This window comes from Gemmatimonadota bacterium, from assembly GCA_022560615.1.
Lineage (GTDB): Bacteria > Gemmatimonadota > Gemmatimonadetes > Longimicrobiales > Gaopeijiaceae > UBA1138.
The window spans coordinates 138,150-154,478 of sequence record JADFSR010000002.1; the positions used below are offsets into that span (position 1 = coordinate 138,150).

Annotated in this window: 14 protein-coding genes; 11 read left to right on the forward strand and 3 right to left on the reverse strand. The window is 65.3% G+C overall.

Annotated elements, in window-relative coordinates; all coding sequences use genetic code 11:
- Positions 1-10 precede the first annotated feature (10 nt).
- Positions 11-1,375, reverse strand: coding sequence for a M20/M25/M40 family metallo-hydrolase (locus tag IIB36_02385; GenBank protein MCH7530591.1), 1,365 nt, complete (start codon positions 1,373-1,375; stop codon positions 11-13).
- A 160-nt stretch (positions 1,376-1,535) separates the two neighbouring features.
- On the opposite strand from IIB36_02385, the gene IIB36_02390 reads away from it, so the two are divergent.
- The 8 genes from IIB36_02390 to leuD all read left to right on the forward strand — a co-directional run bounded on the left by IIB36_02390 (position 1,536) and on the right by leuD (position 11,202).
- Positions 1,536-2,084 (forward strand): GNAT family N-acetyltransferase, encoded by a 549-nt coding sequence (locus IIB36_02390; protein ID MCH7530592.1) that lies wholly within the window; start codon positions 1,536-1,538, stop codon positions 2,082-2,084.
- A 393-nt stretch (positions 2,085-2,477) separates the two neighbouring features.
- Positions 2,478-3,872 carry a sigma-54-dependent Fis family transcriptional regulator gene (locus tag IIB36_02395; protein ID MCH7530593.1) on the forward strand — a complete coding sequence of 465 codons (1,395 nt, stop codon included), beginning with the start codon at positions 2,478-2,480 and terminating at the stop codon, positions 3,870-3,872.
- Positions 3,873-3,927: 55 nt separating this feature from the next.
- Entirely contained in the window at positions 3,928-5,418 is a 1,491-nt protein-coding gene (locus tag IIB36_02400; protein MCH7530594.1) for an aminopeptidase P family protein, read from the forward strand.
- Between the two features lie 569 nt (positions 5,419-5,987).
- Positions 5,988-6,311, forward strand: coding sequence for a chorismate mutase (locus IIB36_02405; protein ID MCH7530595.1), 324 nt, complete (start codon positions 5,988-5,990; stop codon positions 6,309-6,311).
- The gene (locus IIB36_02410) at positions 6,304-7,200 is read left to right on the forward strand and encodes an ACT domain-containing protein (GenBank protein ID MCH7530596.1); all 897 of its coding nucleotides are present in this window, start codon (positions 6,304-6,306) and stop codon (positions 7,198-7,200) included. The genes IIB36_02405 and IIB36_02410 overlap by 8 nt, the downstream gene beginning before the upstream one ends.
- Positions 7,201-7,500: 300 nt before the next feature.
- Entirely contained in the window at positions 7,501-9,057 is a 1,557-nt protein-coding gene (locus tag IIB36_02415; GenBank protein ID MCH7530597.1) for a 2-isopropylmalate synthase, read from the forward strand.
- A 106-nt stretch (positions 9,058-9,163) separates the two neighbouring features.
- Entirely contained in the window at positions 9,164-10,585 is a 1,422-nt protein-coding gene (gene leuC, locus IIB36_02420) for a 3-isopropylmalate dehydratase large subunit (protein ID MCH7530598.1), read from the forward strand.
- A complete protein-coding gene (leuD, locus tag IIB36_02425; protein MCH7530599.1) occupies positions 10,585-11,202 on the forward strand; it encodes a 3-isopropylmalate dehydratase small subunit in 618 nt (205 codons plus the stop codon). Before leuC ends, leuD begins: the two co-directional genes overlap by 1 nt.
- On the opposite strand, the gene IIB36_02430 is transcribed toward leuD, so the two are convergent.
- The gene (locus IIB36_02430) at positions 11,199-12,338 is read right to left on the reverse strand and encodes a membrane dipeptidase (protein MCH7530600.1); all 1,140 of its coding nucleotides are present in this window, start codon (positions 12,336-12,338) and stop codon (positions 11,199-11,201) included. The genes leuD and IIB36_02430 overlap by 4 nt on opposite strands.
- Positions 12,339-12,589: 251 nt before the next feature.
- On the opposite strand from IIB36_02430, the gene IIB36_02435 reads away from it, so the two are divergent.
- The 3 genes from IIB36_02435 (at position 12,590) to IIB36_02445 (ending at position 14,818) form a co-directional block, all read left to right on the forward strand.
- Positions 12,590-13,720 (forward strand): dipeptidase, encoded by a 1,131-nt coding sequence (locus IIB36_02435; GenBank protein MCH7530601.1) that lies wholly within the window; start codon positions 12,590-12,592, stop codon positions 13,718-13,720.
- Positions 13,717-14,259, forward strand: a complete 543-nt coding sequence (locus IIB36_02440; protein MCH7530602.1) for a DinB family protein — start codon at positions 13,717-13,719, stop codon at positions 14,257-14,259. The genes IIB36_02435 and IIB36_02440 overlap by 4 nt, the downstream gene beginning before the upstream one ends.
- Before the next feature lie 82 nt (positions 14,260-14,341).
- Complete coding sequence (locus IIB36_02445) at positions 14,342-14,818, forward strand: pyridoxamine 5'-phosphate oxidase family protein (GenBank protein ID MCH7530603.1); 477 nt, start codon at positions 14,342-14,344, stop codon at positions 14,816-14,818.
- A 9-nt stretch (positions 14,819-14,827) separates the two neighbouring features.
- Here IIB36_02445 and IIB36_02450 read toward each other — a convergent pair whose 3' ends face one another.
- Entirely contained in the window at positions 14,828-16,219 is a 1,392-nt protein-coding gene (locus tag IIB36_02450) for an amidohydrolase family protein (GenBank protein ID MCH7530604.1), read from the reverse strand.
- Positions 16,220-16,329: the final 110 nt, after the last annotated feature.

Consider the following 16,329-nt stretch of genomic DNA (forward strand, 5'->3'; position numbering starts at 1 on the left):
TAGCGCGCCTTCAATTCACCGTGGCAGGGTCCACTCGCGTGGGCGTGGCGTCCCCCGCGACGATGCGCTCGGCACCCATGGCGATGGCACGGATGGTGTTGGTCAGGTGCGCCATGTCCAACGTCTCGACGTGGTCGCTCACCCGGTGGTAGTCGCGGTCCACATCGATCGGTGTGGTCGAGATGGAGTGCGCCGGCACCCCGAGCCGGGCGAGCGTCGCGTTGTCGGACCGATAGAAGAGGTTCTGGTCCGGGTACGGATCCGGATAGAAAGAGTACTCGGTGCCCGCCACCGCCTCCTGAAGGAGCTCCCCGAAGCTGGAGCGCTCGAAACCCGTGATCCATGCGGTGTTCGGACCTTCGACGGCGGGCTTCCCTATCATCTCGATATTGAACATTGCGACGACCTGGTCCGGGTCGAGCTGCGTCGAGAAGTACCTCGATCCGTAGCCGCCGCCTTCCTCCGCCGTGAACGCTGCGAAGAGCAGCGTCCGCTCTGGCGTACCGCGCTGGGCGAAGTAGCGGGCCAGGATCACGACCGCAGTGGTGCCAGAGGCGTCATCGTTCGCGCCGTTCGCGATCGAGTCGCCGTCCACGGGCGGACGGATGCCGATGTGGTCATAGTGGGCCGAAAATAGGACGAACTCATCGTTGCGTCGGCCGGGGATCATGCCGACGACGTTCATCAGAGGCTCCTCCCTGATCGTTGCGGACGCCTCGACCTCGTAGGTGGCGTCCGCGGAGGCGTCCACCAGGGCGAGGACCAGCGCGCCGCCGGCCCCCGCCTCCAGGCTTCGGCTCGCGCCGCCGAAAAAGCGAGCCAGGTTGGTGAACATGCCCTGGTGCTGAGGGTGCATGAGCACCAGCGCATTCCCGCCGCCCTGAAGTAAGGGGAAGACCTTTTCTTGGGGGCTGTCCTCCGGGCCCACCACCACGACCGGGGCATCACCCGTGGACCAGCTCAGAGAAGCCTCGGCCGCCCGAACCATGACCTGGTCCGCTCCTAGTGTCACCCCATCGACGACGACCCGAGACGACTCGGTCTGGAGCGAGTACACGGCGAAGTGCTGGAGATAACTCTGCAGGCCCCCGAGCGGTTCGAGTCCGGCAGCCTCGAATTCACGTGCCAGAAACGCCGCCGCCCGTTCCGCGTCCTCGGTGAAGGCCCGCCTGCCGCGCATGTCGTCGTCGGCGAGCACTGAGATGATGCGGTGCACCTCTCCGGCGTCGATGCTAGAGGGATCGGGCGGGCTGAACTCCTGCGCCTGGAGATGTGCGCAGCAGGCCAACGCCACTCCGCACGTGATGGCACCGACGGCGAGCATCGAGGGGAGTCGGGACTGGGTCGTCATCGTCTTGGCTGGAGCTGGAGACATGTTTGGCGTCAGGGAGGTTAGGTCCAACCGGTCTGCGGCACGCGCAGGTATCCGGGTCACATCTCCCCTTGTCGCACCGGCGGCTTGCGTGCACGATGTAACACGGCATCCGATACACGACTAGTTGTGTTCTCTGTGAACCGTGCCCGGAAGCGAGCCATTGCCTGACGTCCCGGACCTCTTCCGTACCGATCGTTTCGTCGCCAGCCGGATCCAGGCACACGATCTCCCAGACTTCCAGAGCTTCTACGCCGACCCCACGGTGATGTCGACGCTGTCGGCGGACGGCAGAGTCTGGCTTGCGGCTGAGTCCTCCGAGCTCTTCGATCGTCACCTCGCGCATTGGGAGGAACACGGCTTCGGGACCTGGGTGTTTCGGGACCCCGAGAATGGCACCTTCGTGGCGCGTGCCGGGCTGCGCAGTCTGGATATTGGTTCGGGTCCGATGGTGGAGCTGTTCTACGGCGTTGCCCCTAGCCTTTGGGGCCGTGGAGTCGCGACCGAGATCGCTCGTGAAGTGGTTCGCGTCGCGTTCAACGAGGTGCGGCTGGAATCCCTCGTCGGGTTCACGCTGCCGACCAACCTCGCCTCACGCCGTGTCTTGGAGAAATGCTCCTTCCTCCCGGATGGCGAGATCGAACACGCCGGCCTGCGGCATCTTCTCTTTCGGCGTTCGCGCAGCTCCAGGCTCACGGCAGGGGCCGACTGATCTAGCGCGCTCCGGACAATCTGTCCGGCCACTACGTCCGAATCGGCCAACTTGTCCTGTGCGGACTACGCTCCTGTTTCGGGGTGTAGTCTCTGTAATGCGTTTCTGTATAACGAGTTACGGCATCAATACGAGTTTGGCATTGGCTTTGCCTTATATAGCGGCCAACTGAGGTGCAGACGGCTTGCGGGTCCTCCTCGGCTACCGCCGGAAGACGAGCGAAAGCGAAGCGAACACCCCCCCAGGGTGCGGCCCCGCAACCCGAATGCCCCCATACGGTGGTGCCACGCCCCCCCCTTAGAGGGTGGCCCCGCCGGGCCCCGCGGATCACTCCGCGGGGTTTTTTTTGCTTGACCCATTGCGGGTGGCGCGGGTGGAGGAGAGAGTTGGAGCATGTCCCAGTCCGACGAGCCCCTCATCTCGGTCTTGGTCGCCGACGACGAAGAAGACCAGCGTGTACTCATCGAGCAACTCCTCCAGCATGCGGAGGGCGCGCGCCATGTCGTGACCACCGTGGCCGACGGCCGGAGCGCGCTCACGGCGCTCCGCGAACAGCTCTTCGACGTTGCGCTTCTCGACCTGAGCATGCCCGGCCTCGACGGTCTCGAGGTCTTGGAGGCCGTGGCTGGTGACCCCAGCCGGCCACAGGTGGTCTTCGTGTCAGGGCGAGGCACGGTCGAGACTGCGACCCGAGCGATGAAACTCGGCGCTTTCGATTTCCTCGAGAAGCCCGTCGATCGGGACCGACTGATCACGGTCGTATGGAAGGCGGCGCGCGCGCAACGAGTCTTTTCGAGGACGGAGCGGCTGGAGGCGGTCGTCACCCGCGACGCCGGGGGCGTGCGCATCGTGACGGAAGACCAGCAGGTGAAGGACCTGCTCCAATTGGTGGCGCGGATCGCGCCCTCCGACGTCTCGGTGCTCATCGTCGGGGAGTCGGGAACGGGGAAGGAGCTCATTGCGCGCGAACTTCACCGGCTTTCGGGACGGCACGCCGAGCCACTCGTCGCGCTCAACTGCGCGGCGGTTGCCGAGTCCCTCGCTGAGTCCGAGCTGTTCGGACACGAGAAGGGAGCGTTCACAGGTGCGATCTCGAGGAAGATGGGCCTGATCGAGCTCAGCCACGGTGGCACCCTTTTCCTGGACGAGGTCGGGGATCTCGAATTGTCCCTCCAGGCGAAGCTGCTGAGGGTCCTCGAGTCCAAGGTGTTTCGGCGTGTCGGAGGGGTGAAGGAGTTGCCTACGAACTTTCGGCTGGTGTCCGCTACGAACCGTCCGCTGCAAAGGCTGGTCGACGAAGGGGCGTTCCGGGGCGACCTCTTTTACCGGATCAACGCGATCGTGCTCGAGCTGCCTCCGCTCAGAGATCGCCCTGGCGACATCTCGGTGCTCGCGCTTCACTTCCTCGCCGAGGTCAGGCCGAGCGATGCCGAGGACTGGACGATCGCCGCTGACGCGGTGGCCATGCTGGAGAACTATTCGTGGCCCGGCAACGCTCGAGAGCTCCGCAACGTTATCGAGCGGGCCGCGCTCTTGTGTCACGGCACGACGATCCGGGCGACCGATCTGGGCTCGTCCCTCTTGGACCCCGAAGCCGGGTCGGGGGAAGAGGCTCCTGCGGCGGCGCAACTGCCGTCGTTGAACCTCGAGCGCCTCGAAGCGGTGGCGATCGAGCGGGCGCTCGAGCGAACTGGGTGGCATCAAGGCCGCGCCTCTGAGCTACTCGGCGTTTCCGACCGCACACTGCATCGGAAGATCAAGGGACTCGGGTTGCGTCGCCCGGACTAGGGCCGGACTAGGGAATGAGCAAAGGTCGAGCACACACCAACCAGGTCTGAAGCCGATGATCCGTAGCCCCGACCCTTCTGTACGAGCGGCGTTGGTCCTGCTGGTAGGAAGCGCCGTGATGGGTGCCTCGCACGTCGCCGCCCAATCCGACGTCGCGTTTCCCCCCGAGGTATACGCCGAGAGGCGCGCCCGACTCCTCGATCTGCTGCAATCGCCGGTCATCGTCCCGTCCGAGTACATGATCCGGGCCGGTGGAGAAAAAAAGCAGGAGCCGAACTTCTTCTATCTGACCGGGGTGGAGTCCCCTTATGCGATCCTCGTGATCTCGCCGGACGGTGAGGGTGGGGTCCGGGACCAGCTCTTCCTACCGGCACACCGTGAGTTCGCGGGTGCGCAGTACTCGTTTCAGGACCCGCGCCTGCTCGACGCGGCTTGGAACCGGCTGATCCGTCGGCTCGAACCGGGTGAGTTCGCGGAAGCAGCGACCGGTATTGCGGAGACGTACCCACTCGACGACTTCGCCGCGGAGTTGCGCGCGGTCACTGCGACTGCGGGGGAGGTGTTCTTCGCCAAGGAGACGGCGAGCCTGTACGCGCCGCCGGGCCTAGACGCTCCGCTCACGCTCCGGCAACAGCTCGAGGCTTCCGTCTCCGAGTCGCTCGGAGGCCGGGTGTTGCAGGACGCGACACCGGCGATCGAACGTATGCGCGTCATCAAGGACAGTTACGAGATCGATGCGCTCAGGCGCGCCGCCGAGGTCAGCGCTCAGGGCCTGCTCGAAGCCATGCGCAGGATCGAGCCGGGCATGAACGATCTCGAGGTTGCGGGCATCATGGAGTGGGCGTGGAAGCGCAGCGGGTCACCGCGCGCGGCTTTCGTCCCGATCGTCGCTTCGGGCCCCGACGCCGTCTCACTGTTCACGATCCGTTCGGAGAACTACAACTCGGTGAATCGGGTCATGCAGGATGGGGACCTGGTGTTCATCGACTACGGCGCAGCCGAATGGGCGATGTACGGTTCGGACATCTGTCGGACCTTTCCGGTTTCGGGCCGCTTCACCGACGAGCAGCGGCGCCTCTACGAAATCGTGCTCGAGGCTCAGCAGGCCGCGATCGCTGCGGTCCGACCCGGCGGGACGATTCTCGAAGTGATCCGGGCGGCCGCCACCGTCTACCAGAATCACGGGCTGGAGGCGAACGAGGACATCGACCGCATGGGCGCCGACCGCGTGTGGGGCCTGATGCCGTCGCCGACGCACTACCTCACCCAGGGGAAGGGCCTGACGAGGTACACGGCAGTCGCCGGTCTAGGTGTGCGGGACATCGGTCACCACGTCGGTCTCGAGGCGACCGACGGGCGTGACTACAGCACACCGCTCGAGCCCGGCATGGTGTTTACCGTCGAACCGAAGTTGTACGCCCCCGAGCTCGACATCGCGATCATGATCGAGGACGTGATCCTCGTCACCGAGGACGGGTACGAGAACCTCTCTGCGAGTGCACCTCGTACGGTCGAGGAGATTGAACGAATCATGGGAGGCAGGTAATGGGCATCGAGGTACTGATACCGATCTTCGGTGTGATGGTGGTGCTCGTCCCGATCACGGGCTTGACCGTCATCATGATGCTGCGCCTGGGGCGGCAAGCCGTTCATCGAGACGCTCGCGCGGGAACTGCGCGCGTCCGGCTTCACCAACTCTTCGGAGAACCGAGCGAAGATGGAAGATCTCATGGAGCAGGTCGAAGTCCTGACGTCGGAGGTGCATCGGCTGAAGAACGCTCAGCTGTTCGATCAGAAGCTGCTCGAGGCGCAGCCGACTGCCTCGGAGGACGGGTAGGCTTGACTCGAACCTCCGGCCCCGCCACGATCAGCGTTCGGGAAACTCGAATCTTCGGAAGCGATGACCACGACCGTCACGCATTCGCACGTCGCCCGATTTATGGGCCTCACCACTTGGCGGGAGAGGTGTGTGCGCACGTGTAGACTGTGATGTAGCCACCGAGTATCCGAGGCTTCGGCCCGGGGCCCTCTCCCACTCGTGGAGAGGGCCCTTTGTATTTCCCCCATTCGTTTTTCCACGTTTTTTCACATTTTTTCCGCGTATGGAGCAGTGAAATGGACACCAAGACCATGGAGCGATCCCGGCCCATCGTGCAGGCCGGTCCTGAACCGCTGATGTCGCTACGCGAGCAGATTGATCGAGTCGACAGCTACCTCGTCACAGCGTTGGCCACTCGACTTCGTCTCGCGGAGGAAGTAGGCACGCTGAAGAGGAACATGGGCATGCTGCCGCTCGACCCGAGGCGCGAGGCTGAAATCGTCCGAAGAGCCGGCGACGTCGCACGCGCTGAGGGAATTCCCGAGGAGGGGGTACGCCAGATCTTCTGGGCGGTCATCGACTATTGCCGGGAAGGCGTTCTGAGGCGTCCTCTTGCCTAGCTCCAAGTTGCCTAGCTCCAAGCGAGTAGGCTTCCAGGGCGAGCTCGGCGCCTTCAGTGAGGAGGCCGTTTACGAGCTGGTGCCCGAGGCCGATCCGGTTCCGTGTCAGAGTTTCGACGCCGTCGTACGCTCCGTCGAGCAGGGTACTGTCGATGCCGGTGTGTTGCCCGTAGAGAACACCCTGGCGGGCACGGTGGCGGCCGCGTACGACGTCTTGGCAGGAGGAGGTACCCGAGTGGTCGGCGAAGTCGCCATCCCGATTCGGCACTGCCTGCTCGGTGTGCCGGGCGCATCGCTCCACTCCGTGGAGGAAGTGCGCTCCCACCCCGTAGCGCTCTCGCAGTGTCGAGGCTTCTTCGCCTCACACCCGGACATCCTGGAGCAGGCCGTGTACGACACGGCGGGCGCGGCCAAGGAGGTCGCCAGCGCAGGGGTGCCGACTGTGGCGGCTATCGCCTCGCGCGCTGCGGGCGTGCGCTACGGCCTCGACGTCCTACGGACGCAGCTTCAGGACCGCGACGACAACCAGACGCGATTCTTTCTCCTGACCTCCGAAGGCGCGGGCAACGCCTCGATCGGCGAACGGTCCCCTGTCGGCGAGGCCCCTGATCGCTTGCCGCTCAAGACCGCCTGGGTAGCTGAAGTCCCAAACCGTCCCGGTTCGCTACACGCGCTCCTCGGTGTCTTCGTGGACCGCGGCCTGGACCTCACGCACGTTGCGTCACGACCCGGAGAGTCGCCCTGGACATATCGTTTCATTCTCGAGTTCACCCACGCAGATCCCGAGGATGCGAGCCATGCGTCAGAAGACGCACGGCAGCTTGGGGCAGTGGTCCGTGAGCTCGGTACGTTCCCCGCGTGGCGGCCGGACGGGGCAATTGGCCCTTGACGGCCCTCAGCGATGGCGGTAACAATGCCGAGACTAGGTTCAGTCGACCGGCGGCTTGCAAACAGGAGCGCCGGGCCACTCTTCGGTGATCAGATGATCGACATTCTGGCGTTCAACCTCCTCCTACTCGGCTCGCTCCGACTTATCGGGCTCTTTAACGAGTTTGCTGAGAGGGCGCCAGCCGTTCGTACGGGATAGCCGGAACCGAAAACGAACCGAGCGGCGGCGGGCCCTCTCCACTCAGGGGAGGGCCCGCCGCTTTTTTCGCACCTCATTTTCGCACCTCAACGGAAATGACAGATGGCACGCATCACGGTGTTCGACACGACGCTACGAGACGGGGAGCAGTCACCCGGCGCGACTTTGACCGCAGCGGAGAAGCTGAGGATGGCCCACGAGATCGTGGACCTGGGTGTGGACGTGATCGAGGCTGGGTTCGCGGCGAGCTCTCCGGAAGACGCCGCATCGATCCGCGCGATCGCCGTGGAGGTGCCGGGGGCGGTGATTACGGCGCTCGCGCGTACCACGCGCGGCGACATCGAGGCGGCGGCTGAGGTGCTCGAACGGGCGCAGCAGGCGCGCATCCACACCTTCATCGCGACGTCGGACATACACCTGGATCGCAAGCTTGGGATCTCGCGCGAAGAGTGCATCGAGCGTGCCGGGGAGGCTGTCACCTACGCTCGAACGTTCATGGATGACGTGGAGTTCAGTGCCGAGGATGCCACACGGACGGACATCGACTTCCTTTGCGAGGTCATCGAGGTGGCAGTCTCGGCAGGTGCCACGACCATCAACATTCCCGACACGGTGGGCTACGCGATGCCCCCGGAGATGTCCCGAATGTTCGGCACCCTACTCGCGCGCGTGCCGGGACTCGCGGATCAGGTCCTGAGCGCGCACTGCCACGACGACCTTGGCCTTGCCGTCGCAAACTCGCTTGCCGCAGTCGCCGCGGGCGCCCGCCAGGTCGAGTGCACCGTGAATGGCATCGGTGAGCGCGCGGGAAACGCCGCGCTGGAGGAGATCGTGATGGCCCTCCATGTGCGTGCCGACGAGCTGGGACACGAGACCGGTGTGAACACGGAGCGGCTCTACCGAACCAGCCGGCTGCTCGCGCACCTGACGGGAATCGAACCGCAGCCCAACAAAGCGATCGTGGGTCGAAACGCGTTCGCGCACGAGGCCGGCATCCATCAGCATGGCGTGCTGAGCGATCCGAGGACGTACGAGATCATGACTCCGGAGCTGGTGGGCGCTCCGGGTACCGAGCTCGTGCTCGGCAAGCACTCCGGTCGACACGGCGTCGAGGCGCGCTACGAGGCGCTCGGATACACGCTCACGCGGGCGGACCTGGACCGCGTCACCGAGGATTTGAAGGCACTCGCCCAACGGAAGAAGACCGTGCTCGACGAGGATCTGATCTCGATCCTGCACCACGGCGTGATGGAGGACGTCAAGGAAGCGTTCCGGCTCACGTCGCTCGAGGTGCGCTGTGGCGGCGACGTGTCGCAGGCGAGTGTCGTCATCGAAACCGACAACGATCTTCGCTTGGAGTCGAGCGGCTCCGGTGACGGCCCCATCATGGCCGCGTTCGCGGCGATGGAATCGGTGCTCGACTTCCGGGTCGTCCTGGACGATCTGACCGTCCGCTCCGCCACACCGGGACGGGACGCGGTGGGAGAGGTCTCGATTCATGCACGGATCGACGCGCACACGTTCACCGGGCGCGGCGCCCACACGGACGTTGTGCACGCGGCTGCCCTGGCATATTTGCACGCTGTGAACAAGGCTGCCGCCGCGCGCGTCCTGGAGGAAGCGCACCTGGAGAGTACCGCGAACCAATGGGGTGTTTAGTGGTTGCGCCGCCGGGTGACGGTATCGGGCCGGAGGTCACGGCGGCTGTCACGCGGGTGCTGGCGGGGTTCGCCTCCGCCTACGGCCAGGAGCTGATTACGTGAGCATTACCGGAGCGGGAGGCTCCCCGCGCACGCTGCTCGACAAGGTGTGGGCCGGCAGCCTAGTGCGGGTGGGTGAGGGAGAACCGGATCTCCTGTACGTGGACTTGCACCTCGTTCACGAGGTCACTTCGCCCCAGGCCTTCGAGGGCCTCGCCGCGGCGAGACGCTCGGTTCGTCGGCCCGATCTGACGATCGCGACCGTCGATCACAACGTACCTACGACGGACCGCGCTCTTCCGGTGCTCGATCTAGTCGCCCGCCGGCAGATGGACACGCTGCGTCAAAACGCGGGCCGCTTCGGAATACGCCTGCTGGACGTGGACGACCCGCGGCAGGGCATCGTGCACGTCATCGGACCTGAGCTCGGACTCACCCGACCGGGCATGGTCATCGTCTGCGGCGACAGTCATACGTCGACTCATGGCGCGTTCGGGGCGCTGTCGTTCGGCATCGGCACGTCGGAGGTGGAGCACGTGTTCGCGACGCAGTGCATTCCGCAGCGTCGGCCCCGCTCCATGGAGGTCCGACTGGAGGGGGTGCGCCCTGACGGCGTGACCGCCAAAGACCTCATCCTCACCATCATCGGTCGGGTCGGGGTGTCCGGCGCGGCGGGCCACGTGATTGAGTACACCGGTCCGGTCATTGCCGCGCTCTCGATGGAGGAGCGGATGACCGTGTGCAACATGTCGATCGAGGCGGGCGCGCGTGCTGGTCTGATCGCCCCGGATGAGACGACGTGGGAGTACCTGAGAGGCCGCGAAATGGGCCCGACTGATGAGGAGCTCGAGTCGCTCATCCCAGAGTGGCGCGCGCTCGCCACCGATGAGGGAGCCACGTTCGATCGTTCCGTCGTGCTCGACGTGAGCGGCTTCGAGCCGCAGGTGACGTGGGGCACGAATCCCGGCATGGTCGTGTCGATCTCCGGATCGGTCCCGGACCCGGAGCTGATCGACGATGCGGACGCCCGGGAAGGGGCGCGCCGAGCGCTCGTCTACATGGACCTCGAGGCCGGAACGCCGATGGAAGCGATCAGCATCGACCGGGTCTTCATCGGATCTTGCACCAACGGCCGCGTCGAGGATCTGCGAGAGGCCGCCGCGGTGCTTTCCGGACGCCGCGTGCACGAGAGCGTGCATGCGATGGTCGTCCCCGGATCTGCCGCGGTGAAGCGACAGGCCGAGGCGGAGGGACTCGACAAGGTCTTCAGAGAAGCGGGGTTCGATTGGCGTGAGGCCGGCTGCTCGATGTGCTTGGGCATGAATCCGGATACGCTGGATCCGGGGCAGCGCTGCGCTTCGACGTCGAACCGCAACTTCGAGGGCCGCCAGGGCAGGGGCGGTCGCACGCATCTCGTGAGCCCCGCGACGGCTGCTGCTACTGCCGTTGCCGGCCACTTCACCGACCCCCGGAACTGGAGTGCGTGATGGAGCCGTTCCGCACCCACACCGGAATCGTCGCGCCGCTCGACCGCGCCGACATCGATACCGACCAGATCATTCCGAAACAGTTCCTGAAACGAATCGAAAAGGCCGGGTACGGCCGGTTCCTCTTCAACGACTGGCGTTATTCCGAAGACGGGTCACCCCGTCCCGACTTCGCCCTCAATCGTCCCGAGTACGCAGGCGCGTCGATTCTCGTAACGCGCCGCAACTTCGGGTGTGGATCCTCGCGGGAGCACGCCGCTTGGGCGCTGCGGGACTACGGCTTCCGGACGGTACTCGCGCCGAGCTTTGCGGACATCTTCCGGGAGAACGCGGACCAAAACGGCATCGCCGCGATCGCGCTCGGCGCTGACGAAATCGACGTGATCCTCGCGAGAGCGGTGGAGCACGCACCGTACGAGCTCACCGTGAGTCTGGAGACTCGTACGGTGGCCGACGGGAGTGACCTGACCACCGCGTTCGAGATCGACGATTTCAGGCGTATGTGCCTCATGGAAGGACTGGACCGAATCGGTCTTACGCTTCGGTACGAGGACGACATCAGCGCGTATGAGCAGGCGAGGGGGGGAGCGCCCGCCCGGAAGCTGCCACCCGGTTAGCCGCAGACTTCCTCGAAGAGCCTCATGAAATTGGCTCCGAGCACCTTCTCGATCACCCGGCTCGGGTGCCCGCGCGCGGCCATCCGGTCCGCGATCGTTTCGAGTCGACGTGGATGGTTCAGATCGGGCACGTACGGAATCGTATCCTCGCGCGGTGCTGCGATGCCGGCTGCGGCGCGCTGCCGAGAAACAGCCTCGAACCGGGCTGCGAAGTCCCCGCTCACGTCGAGCGGGACGATGCCCTGGTCGCTCCCGATGCCCACGTGGTCTTCGCCGCACACGTTCAGCGCGTGTCCGATGTGGGCCAGCACGTGTGCGCCTGACGGGGGGCCGCTCGGGTTCAGAAACGGCATCAGGTAGATCCCCACCACGCCGCCCCGTTCGGCGAGTAGCCGTAGCGTTGCGTCGTCCTTGTTGCGGGGGTGATCGAAGACAGCGGTGCATCCCGAGTGGGTGATCGAGACGGGGCGTTCTGAGGCCCGAATGCCGTCGAGCGTCGTATGTGGCCCGCAATGGGAGAGGTCGATCAGCACTCGCCTTTCGTCCATGCGCGAGACGGCCTCGACGCCGAGCTCGCTCAGCCCGCCATCGTCTGGGGCGAGGCAGCCCGAGCCGATCTTGTTCGCGATGTTGTACGTGAGTTGGATGATGCGCACGCCGAGGTCGTAGAACTCGTCGATGCGCCCCAGGTCATCTTCGACCGGCACCGTGTCCTGGAACCCGAGAATCAGGCCGAGCCGTTGGCTCGCTTTCGCATCCCGCAGGTCGGCAACGGCGCGGACCCCAGCGAGCGACGCCGGATGTGCTTCGATCTCGCGCGTCCAATCCGCGATTCGCTTGCGCGTGTTGTCGAAGGCGCTCCCGGCGTCACTAGCGCTCGCGTTGACGGTGAGGTTCACGGCGGTGATGCCCGATCTACGCACGTGGTCGAGCGCGTTGTCTCCGAGCGGAAGGGACCCCTGAGGGATATTGAACTGGATCGGACCTGCCAGCGCGTCGACCACGAAGGCCTCATCGTACCCGGGCCACGGCGGCTGACTTCGCGTGCCGGTTAGGCGGTCCCACTCCACGGAACGAAGAAGCTCCGGCGCGATCGCCCCGCCCCCGGCGAGACGCACGAACTCCCTCCGATTCATGGTGTCGGCTCCGTCGCCATCCTCAGCGACCGCCCCCGCGCGGGGTTCATGAGGTGCCGGAAGGTGATGTCCTCCATCGAGCCGTGTAAGTAAGGTGCTGGAGCGGACAGACATCGGGACCTCGTTTTCTGGAAATGAGACGCCGCAATCTGGCCGCCTTCTAGGCCGATGGCGAAAGCCTTGCCGCCGAACAGCGGTGCGAGCGATCGTACGGCTCCGAATCAACCATGAACCGGCTTCCGAGACTGACCATGAGACGTTCCTTGGTACTTCTGCTCGCGGCACTGACGCTGACCGCGGGATCCCTCCTCGCGCAGCAGGATCCCCACATGGCGACGGCGCTGCGGGTGCTCTCTTCAACACCTCTCATCGACGGCCACAACGACCTGCCCTGGGCGATCCGGAGGAGCCAGGTCGCGCCGCACGATGTCGAAGCCGACGCACACGACCTGCGTGGGCGCACGCCGTTCCACACCGACATCGAACGCTTGCGCGCAGGCAGGGTCGGCGGGCAGTTCTGGTCGGTCTACACTCCCTTCGGCTCCACCGAGGAAGGCGCCGCGAAGGTACAGCTCGAGCAGATCGACATCGCGCTCCAGATCATCGCCAAATACCCCGACGTTTTCGAGCTCGCCCTGGACGCGTCCGACGTGCGGCGCATCTTCGCGTCGGGCAAGATCGCCTCGATGCTCGGCATGGAAGGCGGCCACGCGATCGAGAATTCGCTCGGAGCGCTCCGGGCCTTCTACAGGATGGGCGTGCGCTATATGACGCTCACCCACAATGGCACACTCGATTGGGCCGATGCCGCGAACGGGGAGCAGCTACACGGTGGCCTCACCACGTTCGGTGAGGAAGTCGTGCGCGAGATGAACCGCATGGGCATGCTCGTCGATCTCTCCCATACGGCGCCGACTACGATGAACGACGCGCTCGATGTGGCGACGGCCCCGGTCATCTGGTCGCACGCTGCGGCCCGTGGTCTCTGGGACCACCCGCGCAACGTGCCTGACCAAGTTCTGCGCCGGCTGCCCGACAACGGGGGAGTCGTGATGGTGACCTTCGTGCCGTCGTTCGTGTCCGAGGGCGATGAGGCGACGATCGCCGAAGTGGCAGACCACATCGACCACATCGCCAACCTTGCGGGCGTGGACCACGTGGGCATCGGATCCGACTTCGATGGGATCAGCTCCACACCGGTCGGGCTCGAGGACGTCTCCACGTTTCCGGCGCTCTTCGCTGAGTTGTCGCGCCGCGGCTGGAGCGAGGAAGACCTCGCCAAACTGGCTGGTGAGAACCTCCTTCGTGTGATGAACGAGGCTGAGACGATTGCGCGGCGTCTGCAACGGGAGCGCGCGCCGTCGATGGCGACGATCCGATGAGTAGCCTTCCGCGCCCCGAGGTCCATGAGCACGACGAGTACTACAAGCGGTACACGGACCTCGTCCCGGACGGGGACATCGTCGACACACTCCGAGGCCAGATGGAAACCACCCTCGAGCTGCTAAGCAGCGTCCCGGCGGAAAGGGAGACCTTCCGCTACGCAGAAGGGAAGTGGTCCGTGCGCGAAGTGATCGGGCACCTCATCGATACCGAGCGGGTCTTCGCGTTCCGGGCCCTCACCTTCGCGCGCCAGGACGGTGCCGAGTTGCCGGGAATGGACCAGGAGGAGTGGGGCGGACGCAACAACGCGCACGAGCGCCCCCTCGACGACCTCGCCGATGAGTGGTCCGCTCTACGGCGCGCAAACGTGCGTTTGTTCTCCACCTTCGATGCGGATGCGGGGGCACGCGCCGGAGTCGCGAATGACCATGACTTCACAGTCCGAAGCTTCCCATGGATCATCGCCGGACACGAGCTGTGGCACCGGAAGCTCATCGCTCGCGACTATCTGACCGACTACATGGAAGGCTCGGCGTGACCGAGAACGTCGGAGAGCGCAACGCGGGAAATGATGACGCACGGAGCGCGCTACGGAGGCGGGACCGGGGAAAGGAGGAGCCGTGGGAGACGACGGGCAACCGTTTCTGAATTCGAACCTCTTCGTATATGACGAAGACAAGCACTGCATCTATCTGCACACGCACCGGACGGGACGCACCCGCGACAACTTCGACGGCCGCGAGAAGGTCGCCTTCAGCGCGGCCGCGATGGGGCGGCGGCTGCCGGCGCCGGAGGCGCTAGAGTTCAGCGTCGAATATGCCGGCGTCGTGGCGTTCGGAACCGGCGTCGTGGTGGAGGACGTCGTAGAGGCGAAAGCCGCGCTGCAGAGCTTGCTCGACAAGTACGCGCCGCACCTCGCGGCCGGCGAGGACTACCGGCCGACCACCGACGAAGAGCTTGCGCGCACCGCCGTGTACCGGATCGATATCGAGACGTGGAGCGGCAAGCAAAAGGAAGTCGAGCAGGACTTTCCCGGTGCGTATCCGTTGCCCCCTCCTCCGGTGCCGTTCCCGGACCGCGCGCCGCAGGAGATCTGATCGTGTCTGCTAGGGCATGTCCCCCGCGTGCTTCTCCGCCAACGCCGCGAGGCCGGCATCGATGTCCGCCCGAGTGACCCAGCGCCCGCGGACCATCACACCCACTCGATCGGTGAGGTTGTCGAGGTCGTCGAGCGGGTTTGCGCCGAGCAGGACCAGGTCCGCGCGCTGGCCGACCGCGATGGTTCCGAAGTTTCCGTCGAGGCCCAGGTGGTCGGCCACGTACCTGCCCACGGACGCGGTTCCACTCCTGAGGATCTCGTAGTTCGACATCCCCGATTCGGCGACCACCCTCAGTTCACGGTGGAGCGCGAAGCCCGGCACGTTGAACATCTGGGGCGAGTCGGTACCCATGAGGATGCCGACGCCGGCGTCGGAGAGATCCTTCAGGATCCGTTTCCGCAGCGCGAAGAACGCTTCAAGCTCCGCGGGTGTGCCTCGGGGCCCACCGGCTGCCTGTCGGCGCCACGCGTCCCGCTGCCCTTGCGAGACATACTGCATCTCGGGCTGTGACAGGAGCGCTACGACATCCGGGGCCCCGTACAGGTTTTCCCACAGATACATCGTGGGGACCACGTAAACGTCGTGCTCGAGCGAGAGCTGGACGATTTGCTCGAGCTTCTCCTCGTCGACGCCGTTCACGAGTCCGCCAAGGCTGGTCTGTCCCGCGTTCACTTGCGACACAACGTCGTCGGAGGCGATGGCCTGCACGTAGCCGTCGAGGTGATCGATCGTGGACATGCCCGTCTCGATGGCGTGCACCAGCCCAACGTCGGCCGGCACGTGACCACCGAAGGTCAGCCCGACCTCCTGGGCGACCTCGACCATGTGGTCCCAGGTCTCCAGGGAGACTCCTGGATGGATCTTCTGAAGGTCGTAGCCCTGTTCCTTGTGCGTGCGCACGAGCCGCTCCGCGGTCGCGGCATCGGGCGCCGAGTTCCCGTTGATCGACGGCGCAGCGACGTAGAAGTTCGGTCCGAACGCTTCGCCGCGCTCGAGCTCATCGGCAAGCGGAATCTGGTACTCCGAGCCGAGCATGCCCCGGATCGTGGTCACCCCGTTCGCGATGTAGAGGAAGAGGATGTCCTCTACGGCTTCGCGTGGGGGGTTGTCGCCAGGAGGTACGTGCGCGTGCATTTCGGCGAGCCCGGGTGTGAGGTAGCGCCCCGTGCCGTCGATGACCGTCGCTCCGTTCCCGACCACGATGTCGTTCGATGGGCCGACCTCGGTGATCACGCCGTCGACTACCACGACCGTGTGGTTCGCGAGTACGGTCTCTCTGTCCATCGGAATGACGTTGACGTTCGTAAACGCGATCGTACCCGGAGAGGCATCCTGAACGCTTCCACAGTTCGCTAACAGGCTCGCGCCCAGCAGGGCGTAGTGCTTGCGTGTCCTCATCCCAAGATCCCCCTTGCTCGTTCGCCTGTTGTCCGTGCGGGGCGTTGACACCCGTCACGGGATGTACCTCGATCTCCGGTACGGATAACTTCGGCCCCCCGGCTTCCTGC

Coding starts and splice junctions, on each gene's coding strand:
- IIB36_02385 (MCH7530591.1), bottom strand. CDS start 1,375: ATGTCTCCAGCTCCAGCCAAGACGATGACGACCCAGTCCCGACTCCCC.
- leuD (MCH7530599.1), top strand. CDS start 10,585: ATGGAGCCGTTCCGCACCCACACCGGAATCGTCGCGCCGCTCGACCGC.
- IIB36_02450 (MCH7530604.1), bottom strand. CDS start 16,219: ATGAGGACACGCAAGCACTACGCCCTGCTGGGCGCGAGCCTGTTAGCG.
- IIB36_02405 (MCH7530595.1), top strand. CDS start 5,988: ATGGACACCAAGACCATGGAGCGATCCCGGCCCATCGTGCAGGCCGGT.
- IIB36_02415 (MCH7530597.1), top strand. CDS start 7,501: ATGGCACGCATCACGGTGTTCGACACGACGCTACGAGACGGGGAGCAG.
- IIB36_02395 (MCH7530593.1), top strand. CDS start 2,478: ATGTCCCAGTCCGACGAGCCCCTCATCTCGGTCTTGGTCGCCGACGAC.
- IIB36_02435 (MCH7530601.1), top strand. CDS start 12,590: ATGAGACGTTCCTTGGTACTTCTGCTCGCGGCACTGACGCTGACCGCG.
- IIB36_02400 (MCH7530594.1), top strand. CDS start 3,928: ATGATCCGTAGCCCCGACCCTTCTGTACGAGCGGCGTTGGTCCTGCTG.
- IIB36_02440 (MCH7530602.1), top strand. CDS start 13,717: ATGAGTAGCCTTCCGCGCCCCGAGGTCCATGAGCACGACGAGTACTAC.
- IIB36_02430 (MCH7530600.1), bottom strand. CDS start 12,338: ATGAATCGGAGGGAGTTCGTGCGTCTCGCCGGGGGCGGGGCGATCGCG.